Source organism: Phytobacter palmae (genome assembly GCF_039409775.1).
Lineage (GTDB): Bacteria > Pseudomonadota > Gammaproteobacteria > Enterobacterales > Enterobacteriaceae > Phytobacter > Phytobacter palmae.
The window spans coordinates 25,532-50,252 of record NZ_JBCIVJ010000016.1 but is presented as its reverse complement, the minus strand read 5'-3'; the positions used below and the strand labels follow the sequence as shown (position 1 = coordinate 50,252).

At 53.2% G+C, this 24,721-nt stretch carries 28 protein-coding genes and 1 pseudogene; 14 read left to right on the top strand and 15 right to left on the bottom strand.

Annotation, left to right across the window (positions count from 1 at the left end; genetic code table 11):
• The first annotated feature begins 44 nt into the window (after positions 1–44).
• Together fucO and rhaM are read left to right on the top strand one after the other, a co-directional pair.
• Positions 45–1,193, top strand: a complete 1,149-nt coding sequence (gene fucO / locus AAIG39_RS18575; protein WP_343194470.1) for a lactaldehyde reductase — start codon at positions 45–47, stop codon at positions 1,191–1,193.
• A complete protein-coding gene (gene rhaM / locus AAIG39_RS18570; protein ID WP_343194469.1) occupies positions 1,190–1,504 on the top strand; it encodes an L-rhamnose mutarotase in 315 nt (104 codons plus the stop codon). Before fucO ends, rhaM begins: the two co-directional genes overlap by 4 nt.
• Positions 1,505–1,686: 182 nt before the next feature.
• Here the strand turns inward: rhaM and AAIG39_RS18565 are convergent, their stop codons facing one another.
• The 5 genes from AAIG39_RS18565 to AAIG39_RS18545 form a co-directional block, all read right to left on the bottom strand.
• Complete coding sequence (locus tag AAIG39_RS18565; RefSeq protein WP_343194468.1) at positions 1,687–2,961, bottom strand: MFS transporter; 1,275 nt, start codon at positions 2,959–2,961, stop codon at positions 1,687–1,689.
• The gene (locus AAIG39_RS18560) at positions 2,958–3,449 is read right to left on the bottom strand and encodes a NanQ anomerase/TabA/YiaL family protein (protein ID WP_343194467.1); all 492 of its coding nucleotides are present in this window, start codon (positions 3,447–3,449) and stop codon (positions 2,958–2,960) included. The genes AAIG39_RS18565 and AAIG39_RS18560 overlap by 4 nt, the downstream gene beginning before the upstream one ends.
• A gap of 15 nt (positions 3,450–3,464) precedes the next feature.
• Entirely contained in the window at positions 3,465–4,388 is a 924-nt protein-coding gene (locus AAIG39_RS18555; protein ID WP_090087649.1) for a dihydrodipicolinate synthase family protein, read from the bottom strand.
• A gap of 15 nt (positions 4,389–4,403) precedes the next feature.
• Complete coding sequence (locus AAIG39_RS18550; RefSeq protein ID WP_249569715.1) at positions 4,404–5,618, bottom strand: PfkB family carbohydrate kinase; 1,215 nt, start codon at positions 5,616–5,618, stop codon at positions 4,404–4,406.
• Positions 5,619–5,835: 217 nt separating this feature from the next.
• Positions 5,836–6,384 (bottom strand): helix-turn-helix domain-containing protein, encoded by a 549-nt coding sequence (locus AAIG39_RS18545; protein WP_343194466.1) that lies wholly within the window; start codon positions 6,382–6,384, stop codon positions 5,836–5,838.
• Positions 6,385–6,491: 107 nt separating this feature from the next.
• On the opposite strand from AAIG39_RS18545, the gene AAIG39_RS18540 reads away from it, so the two are divergent.
• Positions 6,492–7,151 (top strand): AzlC family ABC transporter permease, encoded by a 660-nt coding sequence (locus AAIG39_RS18540; protein WP_249569748.1) that lies wholly within the window; start codon positions 6,492–6,494, stop codon positions 7,149–7,151.
• On the top strand, positions 7,151–7,474 hold the full coding sequence (locus AAIG39_RS18535) for an AzlD domain-containing protein (protein WP_090087641.1): 324 nt from the start codon (positions 7,151–7,153) through the stop codon (positions 7,472–7,474). The genes AAIG39_RS18540 and AAIG39_RS18535 overlap by 1 nt, the downstream gene beginning before the upstream one ends.
• Positions 7,475–7,514: 40 nt before the next feature.
• Here AAIG39_RS18535 and AAIG39_RS18530 read toward each other — a convergent pair.
• A pseudogene (locus AAIG39_RS18530) lies at positions 7,515–7,715 on the bottom strand (6-phosphofructokinase); the annotation flags it as partial.
• 228 nt (positions 7,716–7,943) lie between these two features.
• Positions 7,944–8,156 (bottom strand): YdgH/BhsA/McbA-like domain containing protein, encoded by a 213-nt coding sequence (locus AAIG39_RS18525; protein ID WP_090087637.1) that lies wholly within the window; start codon positions 8,154–8,156, stop codon positions 7,944–7,946.
• 143 nt (positions 8,157–8,299) lie between these two features.
• On the opposite strand from AAIG39_RS18525, the gene AAIG39_RS18520 reads away from it, so the two are divergent.
• Together AAIG39_RS18520 and AAIG39_RS18515 are read left to right on the top strand one after the other, a co-directional pair.
• Positions 8,300–8,821 (top strand): Crp/Fnr family transcriptional regulator, encoded by a 522-nt coding sequence (locus tag AAIG39_RS18520; RefSeq protein WP_343194465.1) that lies wholly within the window; start codon positions 8,300–8,302, stop codon positions 8,819–8,821.
• Positions 8,822–8,879: 58 nt separating this feature from the next.
• Positions 8,880–9,383, top strand: coding sequence for a YgjV family protein (locus AAIG39_RS18515; RefSeq protein ID WP_343194464.1), 504 nt, complete (start codon positions 8,880–8,882; stop codon positions 9,381–9,383).
• A gap of 50 nt (positions 9,384–9,433) precedes the next feature.
• Here the strand turns inward: AAIG39_RS18515 and AAIG39_RS18510 are convergent, their stop codons facing one another.
• Both AAIG39_RS18510 and fdhD read right to left on the bottom strand, forming a co-directional pair.
• Positions 9,434–9,646 (bottom strand): YdgH/BhsA/McbA-like domain containing protein, encoded by a 213-nt coding sequence (locus AAIG39_RS18510; protein WP_039077357.1) that lies wholly within the window; start codon positions 9,644–9,646, stop codon positions 9,434–9,436.
• A 129-nt stretch (positions 9,647–9,775) separates the two neighbouring features.
• The gene (gene fdhD, locus AAIG39_RS18505; RefSeq protein ID WP_343194463.1) at positions 9,776–10,612 is read right to left on the bottom strand and encodes a formate dehydrogenase accessory sulfurtransferase FdhD; all 837 of its coding nucleotides are present in this window, start codon (positions 10,610–10,612) and stop codon (positions 9,776–9,778) included.
• 154 nt (positions 10,613–10,766) lie between these two features.
• Here fdhD and fdnG point away from each other — a divergent pair, with 154 nt between their 5' ends.
• From fdnG to AAIG39_RS18475, 6 genes are all read left to right on the top strand, one after another.
• On the top strand, positions 10,767–13,817 hold the full coding sequence (gene fdnG, locus AAIG39_RS18500; protein WP_090087626.1) for a formate dehydrogenase-N subunit alpha: 3,051 nt from the start codon (positions 10,767–10,769) through the stop codon (positions 13,815–13,817).
• A gap of 12 nt (positions 13,818–13,829) precedes the next feature.
• Positions 13,830–14,732, top strand: coding sequence for a formate dehydrogenase subunit beta (gene fdxH / locus AAIG39_RS18495; RefSeq protein WP_039077360.1), 903 nt, complete (start codon positions 13,830–13,832; stop codon positions 14,730–14,732).
• Positions 14,729–15,364, top strand: coding sequence for a formate dehydrogenase cytochrome b556 subunit (fdoI, locus tag AAIG39_RS18490; RefSeq protein ID WP_039077361.1), 636 nt, complete (start codon positions 14,729–14,731; stop codon positions 15,362–15,364). The genes fdxH and fdoI overlap by 4 nt, the downstream gene beginning before the upstream one ends.
• Positions 15,361–16,290 (top strand): formate dehydrogenase accessory protein FdhE, encoded by a 930-nt coding sequence (gene fdhE, locus AAIG39_RS18485; protein WP_090087623.1) that lies wholly within the window; start codon positions 15,361–15,363, stop codon positions 16,288–16,290. Before fdoI ends, fdhE begins: the two co-directional genes overlap by 4 nt.
• Before the next feature lie 330 nt (positions 16,291–16,620).
• The gene (locus AAIG39_RS18480) at positions 16,621–17,550 is read left to right on the top strand and encodes an alpha/beta hydrolase (RefSeq protein WP_343194489.1); all 930 of its coding nucleotides are present in this window, start codon (positions 16,621–16,623) and stop codon (positions 17,548–17,550) included.
• 87 nt (positions 17,551–17,637) lie between these two features.
• On the top strand, positions 17,638–17,976 hold the full coding sequence (locus AAIG39_RS18475) for a nuclear transport factor 2 family protein (RefSeq protein WP_343194462.1): 339 nt from the start codon (positions 17,638–17,640) through the stop codon (positions 17,974–17,976).
• Between the two features lie 46 nt (positions 17,977–18,022).
• Here the strand turns inward: AAIG39_RS18475 and fabY are convergent, their stop codons facing one another.
• From fabY to AAIG39_RS18445, 6 genes are all read right to left on the bottom strand, one after another.
• The gene (gene fabY, locus AAIG39_RS18470) at positions 18,023–18,964 is read right to left on the bottom strand and encodes a fatty acid biosynthesis protein FabY (RefSeq protein ID WP_249569747.1); all 942 of its coding nucleotides are present in this window, start codon (positions 18,962–18,964) and stop codon (positions 18,023–18,025) included.
• Positions 18,965–19,008: 44 nt separating this feature from the next.
• Positions 19,009–19,446: a D-aminoacyl-tRNA deacylase gene (dtd, locus tag AAIG39_RS18465; RefSeq protein ID WP_249569708.1), complete on the bottom strand. Its 438-nt coding sequence runs from the start codon at positions 19,444–19,446 to the stop codon at positions 19,009–19,011.
• Positions 19,443–20,312, bottom strand: a complete 870-nt coding sequence (locus AAIG39_RS18460; RefSeq protein WP_090087609.1) for a virulence factor BrkB family protein — start codon at positions 20,310–20,312, stop codon at positions 19,443–19,445. Before AAIG39_RS18460 ends, dtd begins: the two co-directional genes overlap by 4 nt.
• The gene (gene yihX, locus AAIG39_RS18455; protein ID WP_090087605.1) at positions 20,306–20,905 is read right to left on the bottom strand and encodes a glucose-1-phosphatase; all 600 of its coding nucleotides are present in this window, start codon (positions 20,903–20,905) and stop codon (positions 20,306–20,308) included. The genes AAIG39_RS18460 and yihX overlap by 7 nt, the downstream gene beginning before the upstream one ends.
• A 118-nt stretch (positions 20,906–21,023) precedes the next feature.
• The gene (locus tag AAIG39_RS18450) at positions 21,024–21,830 is read right to left on the bottom strand and encodes a DeoR/GlpR family DNA-binding transcription regulator (RefSeq protein WP_090087602.1); all 807 of its coding nucleotides are present in this window, start codon (positions 21,828–21,830) and stop codon (positions 21,024–21,026) included.
• Positions 21,831–21,864: 34 nt separating this feature from the next.
• Positions 21,865–22,761, bottom strand: a complete 897-nt coding sequence (locus AAIG39_RS18445; RefSeq protein WP_343194461.1) for a sugar kinase — start codon at positions 22,759–22,761, stop codon at positions 21,865–21,867.
• Between the two features lie 169 nt (positions 22,762–22,930).
• On the opposite strand from AAIG39_RS18445, the gene yihU reads away from it, so the two are divergent.
• A complete protein-coding gene (gene yihU / locus AAIG39_RS18440) occupies positions 22,931–23,824 on the top strand; it encodes a sulfolactaldehyde 3-reductase (protein WP_249569705.1) in 894 nt (297 codons plus the stop codon).
• A gap of 18 nt (positions 23,825–23,842) precedes the next feature.
• Positions 23,843–24,718 (top strand): sulfofructosephosphate aldolase, encoded by an 876-nt coding sequence (yihT, locus tag AAIG39_RS18435; protein ID WP_343194460.1) that lies wholly within the window; start codon positions 23,843–23,845, stop codon positions 24,716–24,718.
• The last annotated feature ends 3 nt before the right edge of the window (positions 24,719–24,721 follow it).

Genomic DNA, 24,721 nt, shown 5'->3' with positions numbered 1-24,721 from the left:
TTTCGCCGCCGGAAAAAAATCACAGCAATTATGGAGAGACGTTTATGAGCTTTATGTTAGCCCTTCCCAAAATCAGCCTGCATGGCGCGGGCGCAATCGGTGATATGGTCAACCTGATCGCAGGCAAACAGTGGGGTAAAGCGCTGATTGTCACCGACGGGCAACTGGTCAAACTCGGCCTGCTCGATAGCCTGTTTGCGGCACTGAAAGCCCACCAGATGCCATATCACCTGTTCGACGAAGTTTTCCCGAACCCGACCGAAGAACTGGTACAAAAAGGCTATGCGGCATACAAAACCGCGGACTGCGATTATCTTATCGCCTTCGGCGGCGGTAGTCCGATTGACACCGCGAAAGCGGTGAAAATCCTCACCGCTAACCCAGGCCCTTCCACCGCCTATTCCGGCGTCGGCAAAGTGAAGAATGCGGGCGTCCCCCTGGTCGCCATTAACACCACCGCCGGTACCGCCGCAGAGATGACCAGCAATGCGGTTATCATCGACTCCGCCCGGCAGGTGAAAGAGGTCATCATCGACCCGAATATCATCCCGGATATTGCCGTAGACGATGCCAGCGTGATGCTGGAAATCCCGGCCTCGGTCACCGCCGCAACCGGTATGGACGCGCTGACCCACGCGGTCGAAGCCTTTGTCTCCGTTGGCGCGCATCCGCTGACCGATGCCAACGCCCTGGAAGCGATTCGCCTGATTAACCTGTGGTTGCCGAAAGCAGTCGACGATGGTCACAACCTGGAAGCACGTGAACAGATGGCCTTCGGTCAGTACCTGGCGGGTATGGCATTTAACAGCGCGGGTCTTGGCCTGGTGCATGCCCTGGCCCACCAGCCGGGTGCCACTCACAACCTGCCGCACGGCGTCTGCAACGCCATCTTGCTTCCGATCATCGAAAACTTTAACCGCCCGAATGCCGTGGCGCGATTTGCCCGCGTCGCACAGGCAATGGGTGTTGATACCCGTGGCATGAGCGACGAAGCGGCAAGCATGTCGGCCATTCTGGCCATTCGCGATCTCAGCGCACGCGTTGGCATCCCGTCTGGTTTCAGTAAACTGGGAGTCACCAAAGAGGATATCGAAGGCTGGCTGGACAAAGCGCTGGCAGACCCCTGTGCGCCATGCAACCCGCGCACTGCAAGCCGTGACGAGGTCCGCGAGCTTTACCTGGAGGCATTATGATCCGTAAAGCCTTTGTGATGCAGGTTAACCCCGATGCACACGAAGAGTATGAACGTCGCCATAACCCTGTCTGGCCCGAGCTGGAGGCGGTGCTGAAAGCGCATGGCGCGCACCATTACGCCATTTATCTCGATAAAGAACGTAACCTGCTGTTCGCGACGGTTGAAATTGAGTCCGAGGAGCGCTGGAACGCGGTGGCGAATACCGACGTGTGTCAGCGCTGGTGGAAGCACATGCGCGATGTCATGCCCTCCAACCCGGACAACAGTCCGGTGAGCGCAGAGCTAAAAGAGGTCTTTTACCTGGCGTAATAGCGTAATAGCTCCCCGCAGGGGGAGCTATTGCCAGTACAGCGGTGTCTCTACAGCCTGAGAATGATGCAATCGGCCTTTTCCATACCGAATGTCTCGAAACCGTATAACCAGATGTTTAATGCAAGACAAGCCCGACGGTTACCCGTCAGGCTTCTCGCTTCTACTGTATTAATCCGTTGTTAACGAATCGGTTTACGCACAAAGAAGCCGTAGAAACAGGCGCCCATAAACAACAGGCAACCCCCCAGAATAAAGACATTGGTGAACTGACCGGTGACATCCAGAATGATACCGGTGACGATCGGTGCCAGCGCGGCTCCGAGGAAACCGCCAAAGTTCTGGATAGCCCCTAACGAAGCCACCTGCCCTTTCGGCGCCATATCCGTCGCCAGCGTCCAGATAACGCCGGAAGGCATCTGTGAGCAGAAATAGCCCAGCGTCAACAGCGTAATTGCCGTTGTGGTATCGCTCACGAACGGAATTGGCATCACAAAGCAGGCCGCCAGCCCGGCCCCTAATACAATAGGAACTTTACGCGCCGTCACAGCAGAAACGCCACGGCGCACCAGACGGTCAGACAGCGTACCACCACATAACACTCCCAGTATCCCGGCGAAGAAAGGCAACGAGGCAATAAGACCGGTTTGTTTGAGGCTAAAGCCAAGGGATTTTTCCAGATAGCCCGGCAACCAGGTCAGATATACCCAAATGGTGAACATAATGCAGAAGTTACCGGCAATCATGCACCAGGTGGTCTTGTTGCGAAATAACGTACCCCAGTTCCCTTTTGATTCATCCGACGCGGTGGTCGTCACCTGGCCGGTGTGGATCTGCATCGCTTCACGCGCATCCGGATCGCGATAGAATTTCAGCCAGGCCAGAATCAACGGCAGACCTAACAACCCTACGGCGATAAACATACCTCGCCAGCCAACCCATAGCAGCAGTATGGTCAGCAGAGGCGGTGCAATCGCATTCGCAATTTGTGAGCCGGTATTGATGATAGAGGTAGGCAGGCCACGCTCTTTTTCCGAGAACCAGCTCTGGGTGATTTTAATGCCGGAGGTGAAGAACGGTGATTCCGCGATCCCCAGCAGCATACGCAGGCCATAGAAGAAGCTGTAAGTGTTAACAAACCCCATCAGAAAGGTCACCGCCGACCACATCCCCAGCGCGCCGGTAAACATCTTTTTCGGTCCGAAGCGGTCAACCAGCCATCCGGCGGGCAGGTTCGCCAGCGCGTATGGCCACAAAAAAGCGGAGAGCAGCAACCCCATCTGGGTCGCCGAAAAACCAAACTCTTGTGAAATCGTCGTGTTAGCAATACAAAGGTTGGCGCGATCCAGATAGTTCACCACCGCAGCCAGCAATAAAATAAGAATGATGCCCCAGCGGCGACGCGAAAGCTCAGGTGCCTTAACAACGGATTCAGCGGGAGATTGCACAGTACTCATACCGTTTCCTCCAGAAGTTCACGGTGAATTTTGATAACCGCTTTACGCAGATGGCATGGCGCATCGCCAGGCTGGTGGGCGCACGGGCGGTGGATGTCATCAGGGAAAAAAATGGCAAACATACCAGGGGTCAGCGCCACCGGGTTTTCATCCTCATTAACCTGCCAGAACAGAATGTCCTGCTCAGGCGTACGGTCTTCCACAACGCTGTGTTTATCGCTGCTCACCGAGCTCACCCCCATCACTTCGTGGCCGGAGATCAGGTATTGAATATCGATAAACTGGCGATGTGATTCCGGACGCGCATCGCTGAATGGCACGCTGTCCATCTCCTGCAACAGGCAGAAAAGTTTTCCCGGAATAATGTCGATTTTCCCCGGCGCCATATGCCGAAAGTCTTGTTGCGCGATAAATTCCAGCGCGCGGCGAAAAACCGGATGATACGCACTGGCCTGGGCAGGCCAGGCCCGAAGGCTGGTCACAATCATGACAGTCTCTCCGCTTTAGCGCGCAAGGCGCGTCTGCCACAGCTCGGTGCCAGCACGGATCTGATCGAGAATCACCGTCAGTCCCCAGAATTTCGTCAGCACGTCATCTTTGTTCACCCGACAGGTGACATCGTCAAAGGTGCCCAGACGCTGGTGGTAAATTTTGGCGTTTTTGGGATAACCAAGGGTCTCAGTCACTGCGCCCAGAGAGAGGAAAATCGCCAGTTCGTCGGCAAGCGCGCGCTGCGTTTTGCCGTTATGCCACAGCCAGCTATACAGTTCAGGATGGAAGTTAGTGAACACACCACTGAACCCCTGCGAACCCGCCAGAATGGCAGGCCAGGCGATGGCGGCGTTGGCATTGATAACATTCAGCGGGGTGCCCTGCGCCAGTTTGACACGGCGTTCTACGGTCGGCAGATCGCAGCTCACATCTTTCAACACCACAAAACGACCGCTGTTGGCGCACCAGCTAAATTCATCATCCGTCAACAGACGGCGATACGGCGCCGGGCATTCATACAACCCCAGAGGCAGCTCTTTCGGCAGCGTGTCGAGCAGCGCATTCAGGGTGGCAAAAAAGGTTTCGCTCCCCTCATTGCGCGGATCAAGATGGTTAGTCACCAGTACCAGCGCATCAATGTTGGTCTGCGCCATCGCCAGCAACTCTTCTTTTTGCGCGGCGATATCATCGCTGATATGGCCGGAGGCGATCACCGGAATACGGCCATCGACATGCTGCACCACAAAGCGGGCGAGCTCTACGCGCTCTTGCAACGAAAGGAATTGCATTTCGCTGGACTGGCAAACGGCAAACAGCGCATCGACGCCTTTCTCCAGATACCAGTCGATCAGTTTCGCCAGCGCCGGATAGTCAATCTGCTCATCGGCGGTGAAAGGGGTCAACATGACGGGAACAATACCGTTAATGGTTTTCATTTTTTTTGTCCTGAATTAGTTGTGAGTACGGAGTCGTGCTGTTGCCTGTTCGAAGTCAGGCATATTGGATGCACCCTCCAGCTCTACGGCGAGAGAGGCAAATGCAGATGCCCAGGTTGCGGCCTGAACCAGACTATTTCCGGCGGCAAGGGACGCTGCCAGTGCGCCATTAAATGCATCACCGGCACCGGTGGTATCAACGGTAACGGCGGGAAAGGCGCGGATATGGCTAAATTGTTGGTTATCCAGTAATAACGCGCCGCGTGATCCCATCGTAATGAGGACTTTTTTCACTCCCATCCCGGCAATAATTAATGCCGCTTCTTTTGCCGTATCGATGTCGCGAACCTCAACTCCGGATAATAACGACGCTTCGGTTTCATTAGGAGTAATGACATCAACAAACGGCAAGCATGAGATTATTTCATCAGAGCAAGGGGCTGGATTCAGGATCACTGTCTTACCAAGCTCATGGGCAATTTTAATTAATGCCACAGTGGCATCAAGGTTATTTTCCAGTTGCACCAACAGTACAGACGAGGAAGATAATTCAGAAGAAATAGCCTGAACTTCACTATGTGTAATGGTTTTATTGGCTCCCGAATAAATAGCAATCATATTCTCGCCATTTTCCTGGGAGACATAAATAATTGCATTACCGGTAGGTTCACTATCAGATTGATACAAGGTATAGGAGTGAATTTCGGATGCATTCAAATGATCGGCAGCGAGCTGGCTAAACTGGTCTTTACCTACTTTCGCCGCAAAATGTACTTTTGCCCCGGCCTTACTTGCCGCCGTGGCCTGATTGGCGCCTTTGCCTCCCGGCCCCAGGCTGCTGGCCAGGGCAAGCAATGATTCGCCACCGCGTGGGAAGCGCTCCACTCGCGCAACAATATCGACATTAAATGAACCGAAAACACAGACCTTACCCTGCATGGTTTTTCCTTTTTGTTGATGATCGCTCTGTGGTTTACGGTGGTTTACTGGCTGGAGTAGCACTTCAAATCCCGGCCCTGTTTCGGAGATCAATTCTGCCTGCAAACTTCGCCGCAAAATAATCGCCCCACCGTGGCATCGCTGCACCAGTCCCATTTCCGCTAAAATATTTAAATCACTGCGTATCGTTTCTTTAGACACACCATAAAGCGTGGAAAAATAATTAACGCTTCCACGTTCATTTTCATTTAAATATTGCCAGATACGATGTCTTCGCTCTTCAAGAAACATAATAAACCCCGAAATCACAATGAAAGTATACGAACCGCATAACGTTTGAAGAGTGATATCAATCTCATGTTTCCAGGCAAAACGGAACCAAACAAAAATGGCAGGATAAAAAGCGGAAAGCGGTATTTCCAGGCGTAATTAATACTATTAATAAGAGTAAAAGAGAGAGAAGCTGGCGATAAATGACCTGCGTGTCAGCAAAACACGCAGGTGTTGCTTAATTCTGTTCCGACACCAGGATGGCCTGGGTATCCGGTTCCAGCGCTTTGAAAATATGCGGCTGATCCGCCGGGTAACAGATATAGTCGCCTTCATTTAATTCTTCCGGGGCTTCCGTCAGCCCGACCATCGCCCGGCCACGGGTCACGATAATATGCTCAACCGAACCAGGTGGATGTGGCTGAGAAATACGGTCAGCGCCGGGCTGGGTATCCAGGAAATAGATGTCACGCCGCGCGCCCGGCGGGCAGGTAGCGAGCAGCGTTGCCTGGTAATGAGCCTGCTCGGCAACCACCTTCGTCCCTTCTCCACGGCGAATGACCTGCGTTTTGATGGCCTGCGGCTCCAGCAGACGGGCAAAGGGGATATCCAGCGCCACGCACAGAGACCACAGTGTCTCGATGCTGGGGTTGCCGTTTCCGGCCTCAAGCTGAGAGAGCGTAGATTTGGCAATACCGGCACGGCGGGCGATTTCCGCCAGTGAAAGCCCGGTTCGCAGGCGTTCTCGCACCAGACTTTTGGCGATCACGCTAATAGGCTGTGTCATAACACGGCTCCACTGTTCTATATAATGAACGAAACGTTCTTCTTGAAAAACGAATCAGATGTGTTCATTATAATGGATATTCGTTCGATATAGCTAAAAATTGTATGATTAAACACTACTTCTCAACGCTTACAGGGGATACGATCAAAGCCATACTGCTGGTCTGTGTAGCGGTTGGTATGGTGGGTGTCTCCTACGGTTCACTGGCGATGGCCTACGGTTTTCCGCTGTGGGTCCCCCTTGCCCTTTCCACGCTGGTTTTGGCTGGGGCCTCCGAGTTCATGTTCATCGGGATTGTCGCCAGTGGCGGCAATCCGCTGGCGGCTGCGGTTGCCGGGTTGCTGGTAAACGCTCGCCACTTGCCGTTTGGCGTGACGGTGCGCGACCTGGTGGGCAAGCGGGCGAAGGCCTTCCTGGGTTGTCACATTATGAATGATGAAAGCGTTGTCTTTGGCCTGGCACAATCAACGCCGGAACAGCGCAAAGCCGCCTATTGGCTGTGCGGGACAGGCGTCGCTCTGCTCTGGCCGCTTGGCGTTCTTATTGGCGCAGGCGTTGGAAAACTGCTGCCCGCCCCGGAAACTATCGGTCTGGATGCCGTCTTCCCGGCCATTCTACTGGCGCTGGTACTGCCCGCACTGAAAAAGAGAACCACGCTAATTCGTGCCTCCAGCGGTGCCCTCCTCTCCCTTGCCGCCGTGCCCTTTACGCCCGTGGGCCTGCCGGTGTTGCTCTCATTACTTGGACTGCTGACGAGGAAGAAATAATGACGAACATTACGCTTATCATTGCCGGTATTGCGCTGCTGTCGGTGGGTACCTACCTGATGCGCTTTGGCGGCGCCAGGCTTGGCAACAAACTGGCACTATCAGAACGCTCACAAGCACTCTTGTCTGATGCGGCAACCACGTTACTCTTCGCCGTGGCGCTGGCGGCAACGCTGTATGAAGGTGAACATTTCGCCGGTATGGCGCGTGTGCTGGGGGTGATGTTTGCGCTGTTTCTCGCCTGGCGCAAGATGCCGCTTATCGTGGTGATCCTCTCCGCCGCCGTGGTCACCGCGTTGTTACGCCTGGCAGGGATGGCATAACTGGCGTCGAGGTTGCTGGCGCATTGCGAAGAATCGACCAGATGACCTCATAAGCTGCTACGCAACCCAGCTTACGGTTACTATTTCTGAGCCGGGAAACTTCCTTGATAATGGTTTCGCAGGCGGTAGAAAAACCAATGGAATAAACACTGCCATACATATCGTTATCAATCGTCATACCGACGCCAGAGCAATTCACATTCACTTCGCTCAGCCTATTTAAAAATTGCAGTGAGTCATCATCCGCCAGCCATTGGGTTATTAGACCAGCAGATTTACACTATTTCGAAGGAATTAAATTGCCGTTAAGGCACTCAGAAAGCGGACCATGTTGCGCCTGTAATCCCATTTTTTAGCGTAAAAGAGGCATACGGGGAAATATTCAAAAGATGGGCAGAGAAAATCCGGGGGGAAGAAAAGAACCTGTCCCCGCTCCGAAGAGCCAGGGACAGCGGCAATGCAGAAAAACTTATTTGTTCAGTTCAGCGGTCATATGCACACGGTCACCGGTGAAAGCTTCGGTGATGTGATAAGAAGAGGCACCAGCCTGCTGAGCCTGCGCGGCGATTTTCGCTTCTGCACCGTCCATTGTGGAAGAGGTGGCGGTCACTGTCTGTGCAGCGAATGAACCGAAAGAAGAAGCCAGAGCGATAACTGCGACAAAAGTTTTGATGCTTTTCATGATGTAAACCCTTCTGTATGTTTGTTGAGATGAGGTGTTGTGCCTCGATGAAATAAATATTAGCCCTTAACCCTCTCAACAGACAGCGGAATGATTTGCATTTATAATTCAAATTATTTGAATCAAAAAAAAGAGAACAAAAGATGACCCCAGAGTGGCTCACCGCCTTGCAGCAATTTGGACACACACGCAACGTGTCGGCGATGGATATTCTGCAACGGCAAGGGGAGCCACAGCGCAGCGTGTTTTGGTTGCAGGAGGGGACGGCCCGTGCGGTCTACCACTCTGCACAGGGCCACGAAAAAGTGAAAGAGTTCTACTTTGCCGGTGAGTGCTGTTTTCTCTACCTGAGCTGGCTTACCGGCTCAATGGCGGATTACAGCCTGCAAATGCTGACCCCTGGCAGGCTTTGTGAAATCCCGCTGCGTCTACTCGATAAACCCGAACATATTGCCGCGCGGGTGGCACTGCTCAGCCAACAGGTGGTTTACAAGGAAAAAAAAGAGCAGATGTTTTTGCTTAATACTCCCGAACAGCGCTGGCAATATGTGCAGGCCAACTTTCCGGACTGGGAACAGCAGCTTACGCAAAAAGATCTCGCCAGCTATATTGGCATCTCTCCGGTAAGTTTGTCGCGAATTCGCGGGCGTCTTAACAAAGGTTAACGACCAATACGCCGGCCCGTCTTATTCTGCTCCCCTCTTTCTCTCTCCGGGCGATGATATGACCCCCTTTTTCCTGTCGCAGATCCTCTCGGGTCTGTCGTTTGGCCTGGATTTACTGGCCTTTCAGTTTATACGTCGACAATATTCTTTGTTGACGCTCGCCTGCTCTACGAGCCTGCTGGCGTTCCATTTCTGGCTGCTCGGCGAAATCAGTGCCTGTGGATTGATGGCGCTGGCAGCCAGCCGATATCTGCTGGCAGTCGTCACCACAAGCCAGCGTGTGAAAGGGGGCTTTCTTTGCGCGTCGGTGTTATGCAGCCTGCTGACCTGGCAGCATCCCACGGATATCTTCCCGCTGGCAGGCAGTTTACTCATGACGGTTGCCGCCTTTCAGTCAACCTCTGTTGGGTTACGGCTGGTCACCCTGAGCGGCAGCCTTTGCTGGCTTATTAATAATGTTCTGGCGGGTTCACCCATGGCGATAGTCATGGAAGGCACATTTATGCTCAGTACACTGGTTTCGTACTGGCGGCTAAAGCGAGGCGCGGTAGTGGCAGGGTAGTACCAGAAACGAAAAAAGCGCCCGCAGGCGCTCTTTCGACAGTGTTACGCTTATTTGGTCAGTTCAGCGGTCATATGCACGCGGTCACCGGTGAAAGCTTCGGTGATGTGATAAGAAGAGGCACCAGCCTGCTGAGCCTGCGCGGCGATTTTCGCTTCTGCACCGTCCATTGTGGAAGAGGTGGCGGTCACTGTCTGTGCAGCGAATGAACCGAAAGAAGAAGCCAGAGCGATAACTGCGACAAAAGTTTTGATGCTTTTCATGATGTAAACCCTTCTGTATGTTTGTTGAGATGAGGCGTTGTTCCTCGATGAAGTAAATACTAGACCTGAACCTCATCAACAAAAAGCGGAAGAATTTGCTCTCAATATTCAAAAAAATTGACTTATAGATTAACCGGAAGTCAAACGCTGCGGATGGGTATAAATGGTTGCCCTGCCCGGCTTACAAAACCCCACCAGCGTCAGGTTACAGCGTTCAGCAACCTCAACGGCCAGCGTGGTCGCAGCGGAGACGGCGAAAAGGATTTCCACGCCGCACATGGCCGATTTCTGCACCATTTCGTAACTCGCACGGCTGGAAACCAACGCCGCTCCCGTCAGCCAGGACGCCCCGTCATGGGCGCGATGGCCCAGCAATTTATCCAGCGCCACGTGACGTCCGACATCCTCATGCCCACCCACAAGCTGCCCGGAAGGCAACATCCAGGCGGCCGCATGGGTGCATCCCGTAAGTTTGCCAATCGGCTGGAAATCGGTGAGATGCCTCAGCGCCTGGTCCAGATTTGCCAGATCAAACGTCTGTGTAAACGGCAGCGGCGCGACGGGTTTGCCGATATCGTTCAGTTGCTCAACGCCACACACGCCACAGCCTGTACGCCCGGCCAGCGCGCGTCGCCGCTCTTTCAGCCCCATAAAGCGACGACTGGAAAGCTCAATCTGCACTTCCAGACCATTGCAGGACGGCACAACCTCCATACCAAAAATTTCCTGTCGGTTTTCGATAATCCCTTCGGAGAGAGAAAAACCAACGGCAAACCACTCAAGGTCTTTGGGTGAGGCCATCATCACCACATGAGAAATCCCGTTATAAACCAGCGCAACGGGCACTTCCTCCGCCAGCACATCCGGATGAGAATGTTGCAGATCATCACGCTTCCAGAGCGCAACCTGGCGGGAACCTGTGATCTGAGTAGCAACCTGGCATTGTTCAGTATGGATTTTGTTCACGTTGTATTAACCGAATTAAAACAGGCGTAACCGCAATGTGGTATTCTGAGTCATACCCCTTTTGAGCCAGGGGACTTACAGCAATTTTGTACCTTTGCGGCGACGACCGCAAAGTAAAAAAACCTCGTGACAATGTCGAAACAAGGAGCAAACCATGCAGGTCAGCAGAAGGCAGTTCTTTAAGATCTGCGCTGGCGGTATGGCAGGTACAACGGCAGCGGCGCTGGGCTTTGCCCCAAGCGTAGCACTGGCGGAGACGCGGCAATACAAATTATTGCGTACCCGTGAAACGCGAAACACCTGCACATACTGCTCTGTCGGCTGTGGGCTTTTAATGTATAGCCTCGGCGACGGTGCGAAAAACGCCAAAGCATCTATTTTCCATATCGAAGGCGACCCGGATCATCCGGTCAACCGTGGCGCGCTCTGCCCGAAAGGTGCAGGTCTGGTGGATTTTATTCATTCAGAAAGCCGCCTGAAATATCCAGAATACCGTGCGCCAGGCTCCGACAAATGGCAACAAATCACCTGGGAAGACGCGTTTGATCGCATTGCAAAACTGATCAAACAAGACCGCGACGCCAACTACATCGCGCAGAACGCTGAAGGCACTACCGTTAACCGTTGGCTTTCCACCGGTATGCTGTGCGCTTCCGCATCCAGTAACGAAACCGGTTATTTAACCCAGAAATTTACCCGCGCTCTCGGCATGCTCGCCGTAGATAACCAGGCGCGTGTCTGACACGGACCAACGGTAGCAAGTCTTGCTCCAACATTTGGTCGCGGTGCGATGACCAACCACTGGGTAGATATGAAAAACGCCAATCTCATCATCGTGATGGGAGGGAACGCTGCTGAAGCGCATCCGGTGGGATTCCGCTGGGCGATGGAAGCAAAAATCCATAATGGCGCCAAATTAATCGTTATCGATCCTCGATTTACGCGAACAGCTTCGGTCGCGGACTTTTACACGCCCATTCGTTCCGGGACGGATATCGCTTTCCTTTCCGGGGTTCTGCTGTACCTGCTGACAAATGAAAAATACAACCGCGAATACACAGAAGCCTACACCAACGCCAGCCTGATCGTGCGTGAGGATTTCGGCTTCGAAGAGGGTCTGTTTACAGGCTATGACGCGGAAAAACGCAAATATGACCGTTCAAGCTGGAACTATGAGCTGGATGAACAGGGCTTCGCCAAACGCGACACTACCCTTACCCATCCACGCTGCGTATGGAATTTGCTGAAACAACACGTTTCTCGCTATACGCCAGAGGTGGTGGAAAACATCTGCGGCACGCCAAAAGCGGATTTCCTGAAAGTCTGCGAATACATCGCGGAAACCAGTGCCCATGACAAAACCGCGTCATTCCTGTACGCGCTGGGCTGGACGCAGCACTCTGTTGGTGCGCAGAACATCCGTACCATGGCGATGATTCAGCTGCTGCTCGGTAATATGGGGATGGCGGGCGGCGGCGTTAACGCCCTGCGCGGACACTCCAATATTCAGGGGCTGACTGACTTAGGCCTGCTGTCGCAAAGCCTGCCCGGTTATATGACGCTGCCAAGCGAAAAACAGACGGATCTCCAGACCTATCTGACCGCCAACACACCAAAACCGTTGGTGCAGGGTCAGGTGAACTACTGGAGCAACTACCCGAAATTCTTCGTCTCGATGATGAAAGCCTTCTATGGCGAAAAAGCGACGAAAGAAAATAACTGGGGCTTCGACTGGCTGCCGAAATGGGATAAGGGTTACGACGTCCTGCAGTATTTCGACATGATGTTTAAAGGTCAGGTGAACGGCTATATCTGCCAGGGCTTCAACCCGGTCGCATCGTTCCCGAACAAAAACAAAGTCGTGGCGGCGCTGTCGAAACTGAAATTCCTGGTCACTATCGACCCGCTGAACACGGAAACCTCTACGTTCTGGCAGAACCACGGTGAGTCGAACGACGTTGACTCATCGAAAATCCAGACCGAAGTGTTCCGTCTGCCCTGTACCTGCTTTGCCGAAGAGAACGGCTCCATCGTGAACTCCGGTCGCTGGCTGCAATGGCACTGGAAAGGTCAGGATGCACCAGGAGACGCGGTTACCGACGGTGAGATTCTGGCGGGCATCTTCCTGCGCCTGCGCAAAATGTACGCCGAAGAGGGCGGCGCCAACCCGGAACAGGTGCTGAGCATGACCTGGAACTACTCCACACCACACGAACCGGCTTCGGAAGAGGTGGCGATGGAGAGTAACGGGAAAGCGCTGGCGGATATTATCGATCCGGTTACCAATACGGTCCTGGTGAAAAAAGGCCAGCAACTCAGTTCGTTCGCCCAGTTGCGTGACGACGGCACCACCTCCAGCGGCTGCTGGATTTTCGCCGGTAGCTGGACACAGGACGGCAACCAGATGGCCAAACGCGATAATGCCGACCCGTCAGGCCTTGGCAATACGCTCGGCTGGGCATGGGCATGGCCGCTTAACCGCCGCATCCTGTATAACCGCGCCTCCGCTGACCCGCAGGGTAAACCTTGGGATCCAAAACGCCAGCTCCTGAAATGGGACGGCGCAAAATGGAGCGGTGCGGATATCCCGGATTACAGTGCTGCCGCGCCGGGCAGCGATGTGGGGCCGTTTATCATGCAGCCGGAAGGGATGGGTCGCCTGTTCGCTATCGATAAGATGGCAGAAGGGCCGTTCCCGGAGCATTACGAGCCCTTTGAGACACCGCTGGGCACTAACCCACTGCATCCGAAGGTAGTCTCTAACCCGGCCGCGCGCGTCTTTAAAGACGACATGGCCGCGATGGGTAAAGCGGATAAGTTCCCTTATGTCGGCACCACTTACCGTCTGACCGAACACTTCCACTACTGGACCAAGCATGCGTTGCTGAACGCGATCGCACAGCCTGAACAGTTTGTGGAAATCGGTGAAAAACTGGCGGGCAAGCTGGGGATCGTCCAGGGCGATACCGTGAAAGTCTCTTCCAACCGCGGCTACATCAAAGCCAAGGCTGTGGTGACCAAGCGTATTCGCACGCTGAACGTGCACGGCAAAGAGGTGGATACCATCGGTATTCCCATTCACTGGGGCTATGAAGGCGTGGCGAAGAAAGGCTTTATCGCTAACACCCTTACCCCGTTTGTCGGTGACGCAAACACCCAGACGCCGGAGTTTAAGGCCTTCCTGGTGAATGTGGAAAAGGTATAGCGGAGACGAATTATGGCTTACCAATCTCAAGATATTATCCGTCGTTCCGCAACTAACGGTTTTACCCCCGCGCCACAGGCGCGGGATCACCAGCAGGAGGTGGCGAAGCTTATTGACGTCACCACCTGTATTGGTTGTAAAGCCTGTCAGGTAGCCTGCTCGGAGTGGAACGATATTCGTGATGAAGTGGGGCATAACGTCGGGGTTTACGATAACCCGGCAGACCTGACCGCTAAGTCATGGACAGTCATGCGTTTTTCCGAAGTGGAGCAGAACGATAAACTGGAATGGCTTATCCGCAAAGATGGATGTATGCACTGCGCCGATCCGGGTTGTCTGAAGGCATGCCCGTCAGAAGGGGCTATCATTCAGTATGCCAACGGGATTGTCGACTTCCAGTCTGAACAGTGTATTGGCTGCGGCTACTGCATTGCAGGCTGTCCGTTCAACGTGCCACGCCTGAATCCGGAAGATAATCGCGTCTACAAATGTACGCTGTGCGTAGACCGCGTTACCGTCGGACAGGAACCTGCCTGCGTGAAAACGTGTCCTACCGGCGCTATCCACTTTGGTAGCAAAGAGGATATGAAAACGCTGGCAGGCGAACGCGTGGCAGAGCTGAAAACTCGCGGTTATGACAATGCGGGTCTGTACGATCCGGCTGGCGTCGGCGGTACACACGTCATGTACGTGCTGCACCACGCTGACAAGCCGAATCTGTATCACGGCCTGCCGGAAAACCCGGAAATCAGTGCAACCGTTAAGTTCTGGAAAGGCATCTGGAAGCCGCTGGCCGCTGTGGGCTTTGCAGCGACATTTGCAGCCAGTATCTTCCACTACGTCGGTGTCGGTCCAAACCGCGCAGAGGAAGAAGACGACAATCTGCATGAAGAAAAAGACGAGGTGCGCAAATGAAAAGACGTGACACCATCGTGCGCTACACGGCGCCGGAACGCATCAACCATTGGGTCACCGCCTTCTGCTTCGTGCTGGCGGCGGTGAGTGGACTGGGATTCTTTTTCCCGTCCTTTAACTGGTTGATGCACATTCTGGGTACGCCGCAGTTAGCACGTATTCTGCACCCGTTTGTTGGGGTGGTGATGTTCGCGTCGTTCATCATCATGTTCTTCCGCTACTGGCATCACAACCTAATCAATCGGGATGATATCTTTTGGGCGAAGAATATCCGTAAGATCGTCGTCAACGAGGAAGTGGGTGATACCGGGCGCTATAACTTCGGCCAGAAATGTGTGTTCTGGGCGGCTATTCTCTTCCTGGTGTTGTTGCTGGTGAGCGGCATCATCATGTGGCGTCCATACTTCGCACCCGTTTTCTCTATCCCGGTCATTCGAATTGCGATTATGGTTCATTCGTTTGCCGCAGTAGCGTTAATTGTGGTTATTATGGTGCATATCTACGCCGCACTATGGGTGAAGGGCACGATAACCGCCATGGTGGAAGGCTGGGTAACCAAAACGTGGGCGAAGAAACATCACCCGCGCTGGTACCGTGAAGTCCGCCAGAAAGAGGAAAAAACGACGGAATGAGTATTCGCATAATCCCGCAAGACGAGCTGGGTTCGAGCGAAAAACGCACGGCGGAAGTGATTCCGCCGTTATTATTCCCCAGGCTGAAAAATCTCTACAACCGCCGGGCAGAACGCCTGCGCGAGTTAGCAGAGCACAATCCGCTGGGGGATTACCTGCGTTTTGCCGCGTTGATAGCCCATGCCCAGGAAGTGGTGCTGTACGATCATCCGCTGGAGATCGATCTGACAGCACGGATCAAACAGGCCGCCGCTGAGGGTAAGCCGCCGCTGGATATTCATGTCCTGCCGCGCGATAAGCACTGGCACCGACTGCTGCATTCCCTCATTGCCGAACTCAAACCGGAGATGAGTGGACCTGCGCTGGCAGTAATTGAAAACCTGGAAAAATCCTCCGAACAGGAGCTGGAGCAGATGGCCAGTGCGCTGTTTGCCTCTGACTTTAGTTCGGTCAGCAGCGATAAAGCGCCGTTTATTTGGGCTGCGCTTTCACTCTACTGGTCGCAAATGGCCAACCTCATTCCCGGCAAAGCCCGCGCGGAATATGGTGAGCAGCGTCAGTTCTGCCCGGTATGCGGATCGATACCTGTTTCAAGCGTTGTGCATATCGGCACAACCCAGGGGTTGCGCTACCTGCACTGTAATCTGTGTGAAACCGAATGGCACGTGGTGCGCGTCAAATGTAGCAACTGCGAGCAGACTCGCGACTTACACTACTGGTCGCTGGACAACGAGAAGGCAGCAATCAAAGCCGAAAGCTGTGGCGATTGCGGCACCTACCTGAAGATTCTGTATCAGGAAAAAGACCCGAACGTGGAACCTGTTGCCGATGATTTAGCCTCACTGGTGCTTGATGCTCGCATGGAACAGGAAGGGTTCGCCCGCAGTTCCATTAATCCCTTCCTCTTCCCGGGCGAGGGGGAGTAACGTCATTATCTGTGCCGGGTTGTGAATGCACCCGGCTACAGTTGCCATGGCGCGAACAGCAAAATAACGAATATTTCGTGTCCCCTGTTTACGACGATCCATCTGCGCTGTCGCCAGGATTATGGTGTCTGGCAGCGTCTTACCTTATTCCTGGCGCAAATTAACACTTCATTCTGCAACCTGAACAGATCGTTCAACAGTCCTCTTTCTGCCTGTATTTCATTTTTGCGGGACGCTTTGCGGATTCACCCGCCTCCAGAAAATTGCCGTTCCCATCGACGTAAATCCAGGTTATAACACTGGATATACATACAGATGAGAGATGTGATAATGGCGCTGGAAACAGGAATTGCAGAGCTGGTCAGGGAGTTTATCGCCGCAGGGCGGCCATCCTCGCGGGAAAAAAGTATCGATGAACGCAGAGCAGGATACCTCGCCAGTACCGTGCTGGCAGGTGAAACGGAAACCCGGGTAAACGTGAAAGATGTGCATCTCGACGGTATGACATTTCGCGTTATCTCCCCTCTGACCGTAACAGGCCCATTGCCCACGCTGATCTATTACCACGGCGGCTGTTTTATCAGCGGTGAGTTTGCCACCCATGACAAACAATTGCGCCAGCTCGCCTTTTATAGCGGCTGTCAGGTGATTGCGGTGCAGTATCGTCTGGCCCCGGAACATACGTTTCCTGCCGCGCATGATGACGCGCAGAAAGGGGCGGAGATTATCTGGCAAAATGCTGCTGAGCTGGGCGTCGATCGGCAAAAAATCACCCTTGCCGGAGACAGCGCAGGTGGACACCTGGCGCTGGTTACGGCGCTTCGCCTGAAGGCGGCACAGGTATGGCAACCCGCTCAACTGATCCTGATTTATCCGATGCTCGATGCGACCGCCTGTTTTGAAAGCTACACCAGCAACGGCGATGACTATGTGATTACCCGTGATGCGTTGCTCAGCGGCTACGAATTGTATCTCGGTGAGACGGATCCAATGCACCCGGAAGCCAGTCCACTCTGGCGCGATGATTTCAACGGCCTTCCGCCTGTGCATATTTTTACCGCCGAATATGACCCGCTCTGCGATGAAGGCGAAGCGTTGTTTCAACGGATGACCGGGCAAGGGGTGGAATGTTCCTGCCAGCACCACCTGGGGGTAATTCACGGCTTCTTTCAGCTTGGCGGCATTAGCAAAACAGCACGCGGGGCGATAAGAGATGTGGCATGGCGACTGGAATTGTTACCACATGGAGAATTTAAATAAGGTTTGCATAGCGGCGAAGTTTATTAACGCTGCAAGAGATAACCGAAAGGAAGAAACACACATCGACTCAGCAAGGAAATACTATGTATGCCCATCGTTGCGCCCGTCGAAAGACAATTTGCCGCCTATAACGCCCATGACATTGATATGTTCGCCGCCTGTTTTAGCGAAGATTTTACCGCATGGCGTATGCCGGCCACATCCCCTTCTACACAGGGTCGGGAAGCGTTGCGCGCGTTTTACAGTCAGCATCGTTTTAACAACCCGGCGCTGAGGGCTGAGTTACTCAGCAGCATCGTGATGGGGAATAAGGTGTTCGATCACGAAAAAATCTACGGCATCGGCGAGCAGGTTATCGAGAATATGGCAGTGTATGAGGTTCAGGATGGCTTGATAAAAACCGCGTGGTTTTACTTTGCCGAATAGTTTTACTTTAACAAAGTCGGGTCCGGCCTGGCGCCGGACTCGCTAATCACTCTTCTTCATTGCCGCCTTCTTCAAAAGCGCCATACGGTTTAGCTGGTAGCACGATATAAACCGCCTCAAATAAGGCACCCTGCTTATCGTCACCAAACAGTTCTACCTGCAACTGAACCCGCGCTTTACGCCCACGAGCCAGTCTGTCGAGATCACCACTCAGGGAGCCAAGATCGGCAATCGCGCTGGGTTTACCCGTGATTGGCGTGCTGTAGCGGATATGCGCATCGGCAAGGATAATCGTCCCGCCCAGATGCCGCTCGCGCAGCATCAACCAGATAAGCCCCCAGCCCGTTAGTGTCGCCAGCGAGAACAGGCTTCCGGCAAACAACGTATGGTGTGGGTTCTGGTTGCCCGTCTCCGGCATAGTGGTGATAAATTTCTGCCCGGTATACTGCTGAATACGCACGCCCATCTTTTCACTGAGCGGAATGTGCTGATACCAGGCTTGCTGCAACTGCCCGCACCAGTCGCCGCGATGCAGAATATCATCCAGCGTCGCCACGGGTTTGATCATCAGAAAATGGCGTACCGGCGTGGTTTGCGGGGCGGTAATTTCACCCTCATTGATAAACCCCAGTTTTGCGAAGAACTCCACCGCATCTTCACGCGCGCTACAGGTTACCCGTTTCACACCTTCCTGGCGCGCGACAGATTCCAGCGTCATCGCCATCAGCGTGCCGAGCCCTTTATCCTGCACCGAGGGATGTACGGCCATAAAACGGATCGAAGCCTCATTGTCGGCATTGATATATAACCGACCAACGGCAACGATTTCGCCTTCTTCATCCACAACCATTTGATGATGGGCCATGGCATCCCAGGCATCACGTTCGGAACCTTTCGGCTGATGCAGTGGCTTGCGCAGCATCTCCCAACGGAACTGGTAGTAAAGCTCTAGCTCTTCTTCTGTTTGCGGTACGCGAAGGTGATACATAGCTGTATTCTCTCTTGTTACCCGTGGCAACTCCGCAAGCTGGCTCATACTTGCAACCAGAACGTTACGGGGCCGTCATTAACCAGCGATACCTGCATATCTGCGGCGAATCGTCCGGTCTGTGTTTCTATCTGCTGGCTACGGCAGCGATTGACGAAATAGTCATATAGCGCCTGCGCCTTTTCCGGCGCGGCTCCTCTGGAGAAACCAGGACGCATGCCGCGTTCGGTATCCGCCGCCAGCGTAAATTGTGACACCACCAGTACGCTGCCGCCGGACTGCTGAACATTAAGGTTCATCTTGCCGTCAGCGTCACTGAAAATGCGATACCCCAGCACACGCTCGCACAGGCGGTTCGCTTTTTGCTCGTCATCTTCCCTTTCGACACCTAACAACACCAAAAGTCCCGGGCCGATTTCACCCGTCACTTCACCCGCCACGGTAACGCTGGCCTGGGATACACGTTGTATCAATGCAATCATGGTTGGTCTTCTTCTTGTTCTGCGGCTTTTTTTAATCGTCGATATTCACCGAGAGTGACAGTTATTTCAGCGCCAAGCAAGACGATACACCATGTCCAGTAGACCCACAGAAACAAAATCGGGACCACCGCCAGCACGCCATAAATAAGCTGATAAGAAGGAAATGTGGTGATATAAAGCGCAAACCCTTTTTTCCCCGCTTCAAATAACACAGCGGCGACAAAAGCACCAATCACTGCATCACGATTGGGCACGCGGGTGGTTGGCACAATGCTGTACAACAACCAAAAAGAGATCCATGACAAAATGAGCGGGAAAACGCGCAGCATATTATCTATCGCGCCGTTGAGTCCACTGGCCCAGCGCAGAGAGAGCAAATAGGAGCTTATCGCCAGGCTCGCCCCGGCAAGTAGCGGCCCCAGCGTCAGGATCATCCAGTAGACAGCAAAGGAGTATATTCGCGGACGCACGCGCGTACTGCGCCAGATGGAATTCAGTGCGCTGTCGATGGAGTACATCAACAATAATGATGTCACCACCAGCCCGCATGCGCCAACGGCGGTCATTTTGCTTGAATTGGCAACGAACTGTTCGATATAGCGTTGAATCACATCGCCGGTGGTAGGAATAAAATTCGCAAAAACAAAATGACGCAGTTGGATGCTAACCTCAGAAAACATCGGAAACGCGGCAAATAACGCAAAAATAACGGCAATTAGCGGCACCAATGAAAGCAAGGAAACATAGGCGAGATTTCCCGCCAGTGTTGTCATATGGTCTTCATCGATACGCAACCAGAGTAATTTCAGCCACGACCAAATGGGTCGCGTATGGTGTTTCGTTTTATGGCGAATAAATTTCAGCATAACTGCTTCGCAAAATAGTCAGGGAGGGTGTTCTTACCCGTCACCAGAATACTGGTAATCCCCAACTGGTTGGCCCCTTCTATATTATTCGCATTATCATCGAAAAAGACAGTGTTATCAGCGCTATAGCCTTCCAGTTCGAGTACACGTTGATAGATGCGCGTTTCCGGCTTACGCATTCCCATATCTTGCGAAAGATAAATATGGTCGGCGGCGGCCAAAATTTCCGGGTATTGATCCGGCCAGTACGTGGTATGGAGACTGTTGGTATTAGAGAGCACCACTACGCGGTGCCCTTGCTCACGCAGTTGTTTCATGATGCTGACAACCTCCTTACGCAGGGAGACAAAAACCGCCTGCCAGCCCGTCGCAAATTGCTCAAAACTTAACGACATGGACATCTCTTCACACAGCGCTTTGGCGAAATCTTCATCACTGATTTCACCCCGCTCGTGAAGCTGGAAAGTCTCGCCCATCGTGAAGCTTTGTTTGAGCGTTGCTAGCGGCACACGGCTGAAGTCACTCCATACACCCAGCACCCGATTGAAGTCGATATCAACGATCACGTTACCCAAATCAAAGATATAGAGCATCTCTCTCTCCTAATTTTCCGTGGAAAGTTAACTGTAGCGGGAAAGTCAGAAGTTGAATAGTTCGCCCGCTCTGGCGGGCGACAGGATTGTGACGGGTAAGGAAATGATTTTCAGTTCATCAAAAACTGTTTTCTACATCGGTCTGGTCTACGGCAATCTGGTTAATTTCAATTTGATGGTTTTTCAGTAACTGATGAACCGGCGCCGGAGGCAGATTATCGGTAAAGAGCGCCGTAATCTGTTTGATATTGCCAATCTCCACGGCAGCAGAGGCGTTAAATTTGGTGTGATCAACGGCCAGTAAAATCTGCCGCGAATGCATCATCATCGTTTTTGCCACGTTGGCTTCATTGACGTCAAACTCCAGCAGTGCACCATCGCTTTCTACGGCACCGATGCTGGTGACCAGGTAATCAGCACGAAATCCCTGCACAAAACTTGCCACGGACGGGCCAATAATACCGCCATTATGCGAACGCAGCGTTCCACCAGGCACCATTACCTCAAACTGCGGATTTTTATACAGAATATGTGCCACCCGTAGACTGTTGGTGATAATGCGCAGGTGGTTATGATTAAGCAACGCACGTGCCACGTGTTCTACCGTCGTTCCGATGGTGATAAACACGGTCGAGCCATCCGGGATATAGTCAGCGATGGCTTCCGCAATCGCTTTTTTCTCATCCAGCAGGGAAACCTCTCGCTGCTCAAAAGCGGTGTTGACGACGCTGGAGGCACGCCCGGCCCCTCCGTGGTGACGGGTGATCAGCCCCTGTTCGCTTAACTTACGAATATCACGCCGAACCGTCTGGGTGGAAACATCCAGCAGTTGTGCCAGCTCATCGATGTTCATATAACCACGTTCAGCAATCAGCGCCAGCAGGTGGTCGTGCCGCGGATTACCGGTCAGTTCGGTAAGGCTCATGGGTATCCCTCTCAAAACCATCGTGCCCCGCATTTTATACAAAAAGTGACAGAAAAGAGCGGGTTTGATCACAGTCGGGTATCCCGACACGCCCACCAGGGCGTGTACATTTGAGCGCGGCCACTGCGCTTGCAAACTTCACCGCCTCTGCCATGGTCGTTTTTTGCGCCAGACTTACCGCCAGTGCGCCATGAAACACATCCCCGGCCCCCGTGGTATCGACTACATCAACACGAAAACCCGGCTGATGCTTCACATTATTACTTTCCAGCCAGTAGCATCCTTCAGATCCCTGAGTGACATAAACATGTCCATTTGTGATTGTTTGTGATTTTTTCAATGCCACGACGTTATCTTCCAGCCCGGTAAGACGGCGTAAACCCGGTGCAGAAAACGCAGCATGGTCACTCAATGCCACCAGATCGGTAATATCCTGCGGCGTGACATCGGCATCCAGAACTGTCATCACCCCCTGCTGACGAGCCAGTGTAAAGGCTCGTTTCGCCCCCTCATGCCAGCGGACATCAGCCAGTACCACGTCCCATTGAGAGAAATCGAGTTCATTGAGCCAATCGGCGTCAGGCAATAAATCCGGGCTTGGGTAGTTTGTGATAATACGCTCCCCTCTCCCATCTACCAGTACCGCAGACTGAGATGACCGTGCCCCTTTATAAACTCGGGTATATCGAGTATTTACGCCATACGACTCAAGTTCCGCGAGCAGGCGATTACCCGTTTCATCGTCACCAACGCGACCAATAAAATCCACGGTTGCCCCAAGCTTTGCCGCGGCAACAGCAGCTGTAGCTGCTGGCCCACCGCCAACCTCCGTATAGTCTTTAGCGACGAACTTGCCCCCTTCTGCTGGTAAATCATCGAGATACCAAATCCTGTCCAATACCGTAATACCGACACAAGCTATGCGAGTCATGGTGAATCCTTACATGTTTCAGAGGTTGTCATTTTAATTTCACCAAATGTTTAAAAAGTGACGAGTGTCAATTTTTTGACCATAAATTACAAATACGATCAAAAACAGACAACGAAAACGCGCAATAATTGACAAAATGTGACACTAACTCACTTTTCAGGAGGGAGGTATGGCGGTAATTGCATTTATAGGGCTTGGGCAGATGGGCGCGCCAATGGCAAGTAACCTGCTAAAAAACGGCCATCAGCTAAAGGTATTCGATGTAAATCCGCAGGCCGTGCAAAACCTGGTGCAGAAGGGCGCCAGGGCTGCCACCACGCCAGCACAAGCGGCCACCGATGCCGAGTTTGTTATCACCATGCTACCGAATGGCGATCTGGTGCGCTCAGTGTTGTTTGGTGAGCAGGGCGTTTGTGAGGGGTTATCCCCTGAGTCATTGGTTATTGACATGTCCACTATTCACCCCCTGCAAACAGACACGCTGATTGACGACATGCACGCTCGTGGTTTCTCCATGATGGATGCGCCAGTTGGCCGCACGTCCGACCACGCCGTAGCCGGAACGCTGTTGTTACTGGCGGGCGGTACGCAGCAGCAGGTTGAGCGAGCAACCCCCGTACTGATGGCAATGGGTAATGAGCTTATCAATGCGGGAGGCCCGGGGATGGGCATTCGCGTCAAGTTGATTAACAACTACATGAGTATTGCCCTCAACGCGCTTTCAGCTGAGGCCGCCGTGCTGTGTGAAGCCCTGGGACTTTCCTTCGACGTGGCGCTGAAAGTGATGAGCGGCACTCCGGCAGGCAAAGGCCACTTTACCACCTCATGGCCCAACAAAGTGCTGAAAGGCGACCTTTCCCCGGCTTTTATGATCGACCTTGCCCATAAAGATTTGGGGATCGCACTGGATGTTGCCAATCAGTTGCATGTCCCGATGCCGCTGGGCGCAGCATCGCGCGAAGTGTACAACCAGGCACGAGCCGCCGGACGTGGCCGTGAAGACTGGACCGCAATTTTAGAGCAGGTGCGTACCAGCGCCGGGCTGACTCAACACCATTCATGACTGGATAAGGACAGAAGAATGTCGCAATACACCCTGAAAGATATCACCCGACCTTCCGGCGGTTTTTCCATGCTGGCCGTTGACCAACGCGAAGCTATGCGTTTGATGTTTGCTGCCGCCGGCGCGCCGCAACCGGTGGCCGATCAGGTACTCACGGACTTTAAAGTTAACGCTGCCAAAATTCTTTCCCCTTACGCCTCAGCCATTTTGGTTGATCAGCAATTCTGCTACCGCCAGGTGGTGGAGCAAAATGCCGTCGCGCAAAACTGCGCGATGATCGTCGCCGCTGACAAATTTATTCCTGGTAATGGTATTCCGGTCGATAGCGTCATCATCGATAAACAGGTCGACGCGCAGGCGGTAAAACGTGACGGTGGCAAGGCTTTGAAACTACTGGTGCTGTGGCGCAGCGATGAAGATCCTCAGCAACGTCTTGAAATGGTGAAAGAGTTTAACCAGATCTGCCATACCAATGGACTGGTAAGCATTATTGAGCCAGTGGTTCGCCCGCCGCGTCGCAGCGCTTCATTCGATCGTGAACAAGCCATTATTGACGCAGCCAAAGAGCTGGGCGACAGCGGAGCAGACCTCTACAAAGTTGAAATGCCGCTGTTTGGTAAAGGAAGTCAGCAAACGCTCCTGAACGCATCCCAACGACTCAACGAGCATATCAGTATGCCCTGGGTCATCCTCTCGTCCGGCATTGACGAAAAATTATTCCCCCGCGCGGTAAGAATTGCGATGACAGCGGGCGCCTCGGGTTTTCTGGCGGGGCGGGCCGTATGGTCTTCGGTAATTGGTCTACCCGACACAGAAATGATGTTGCGGGATATCTCCGTACCCAAACTGCAGCGTCTGGGTGAAATCGTTGACGAAATGATGGCCCGCCGCTGAGGA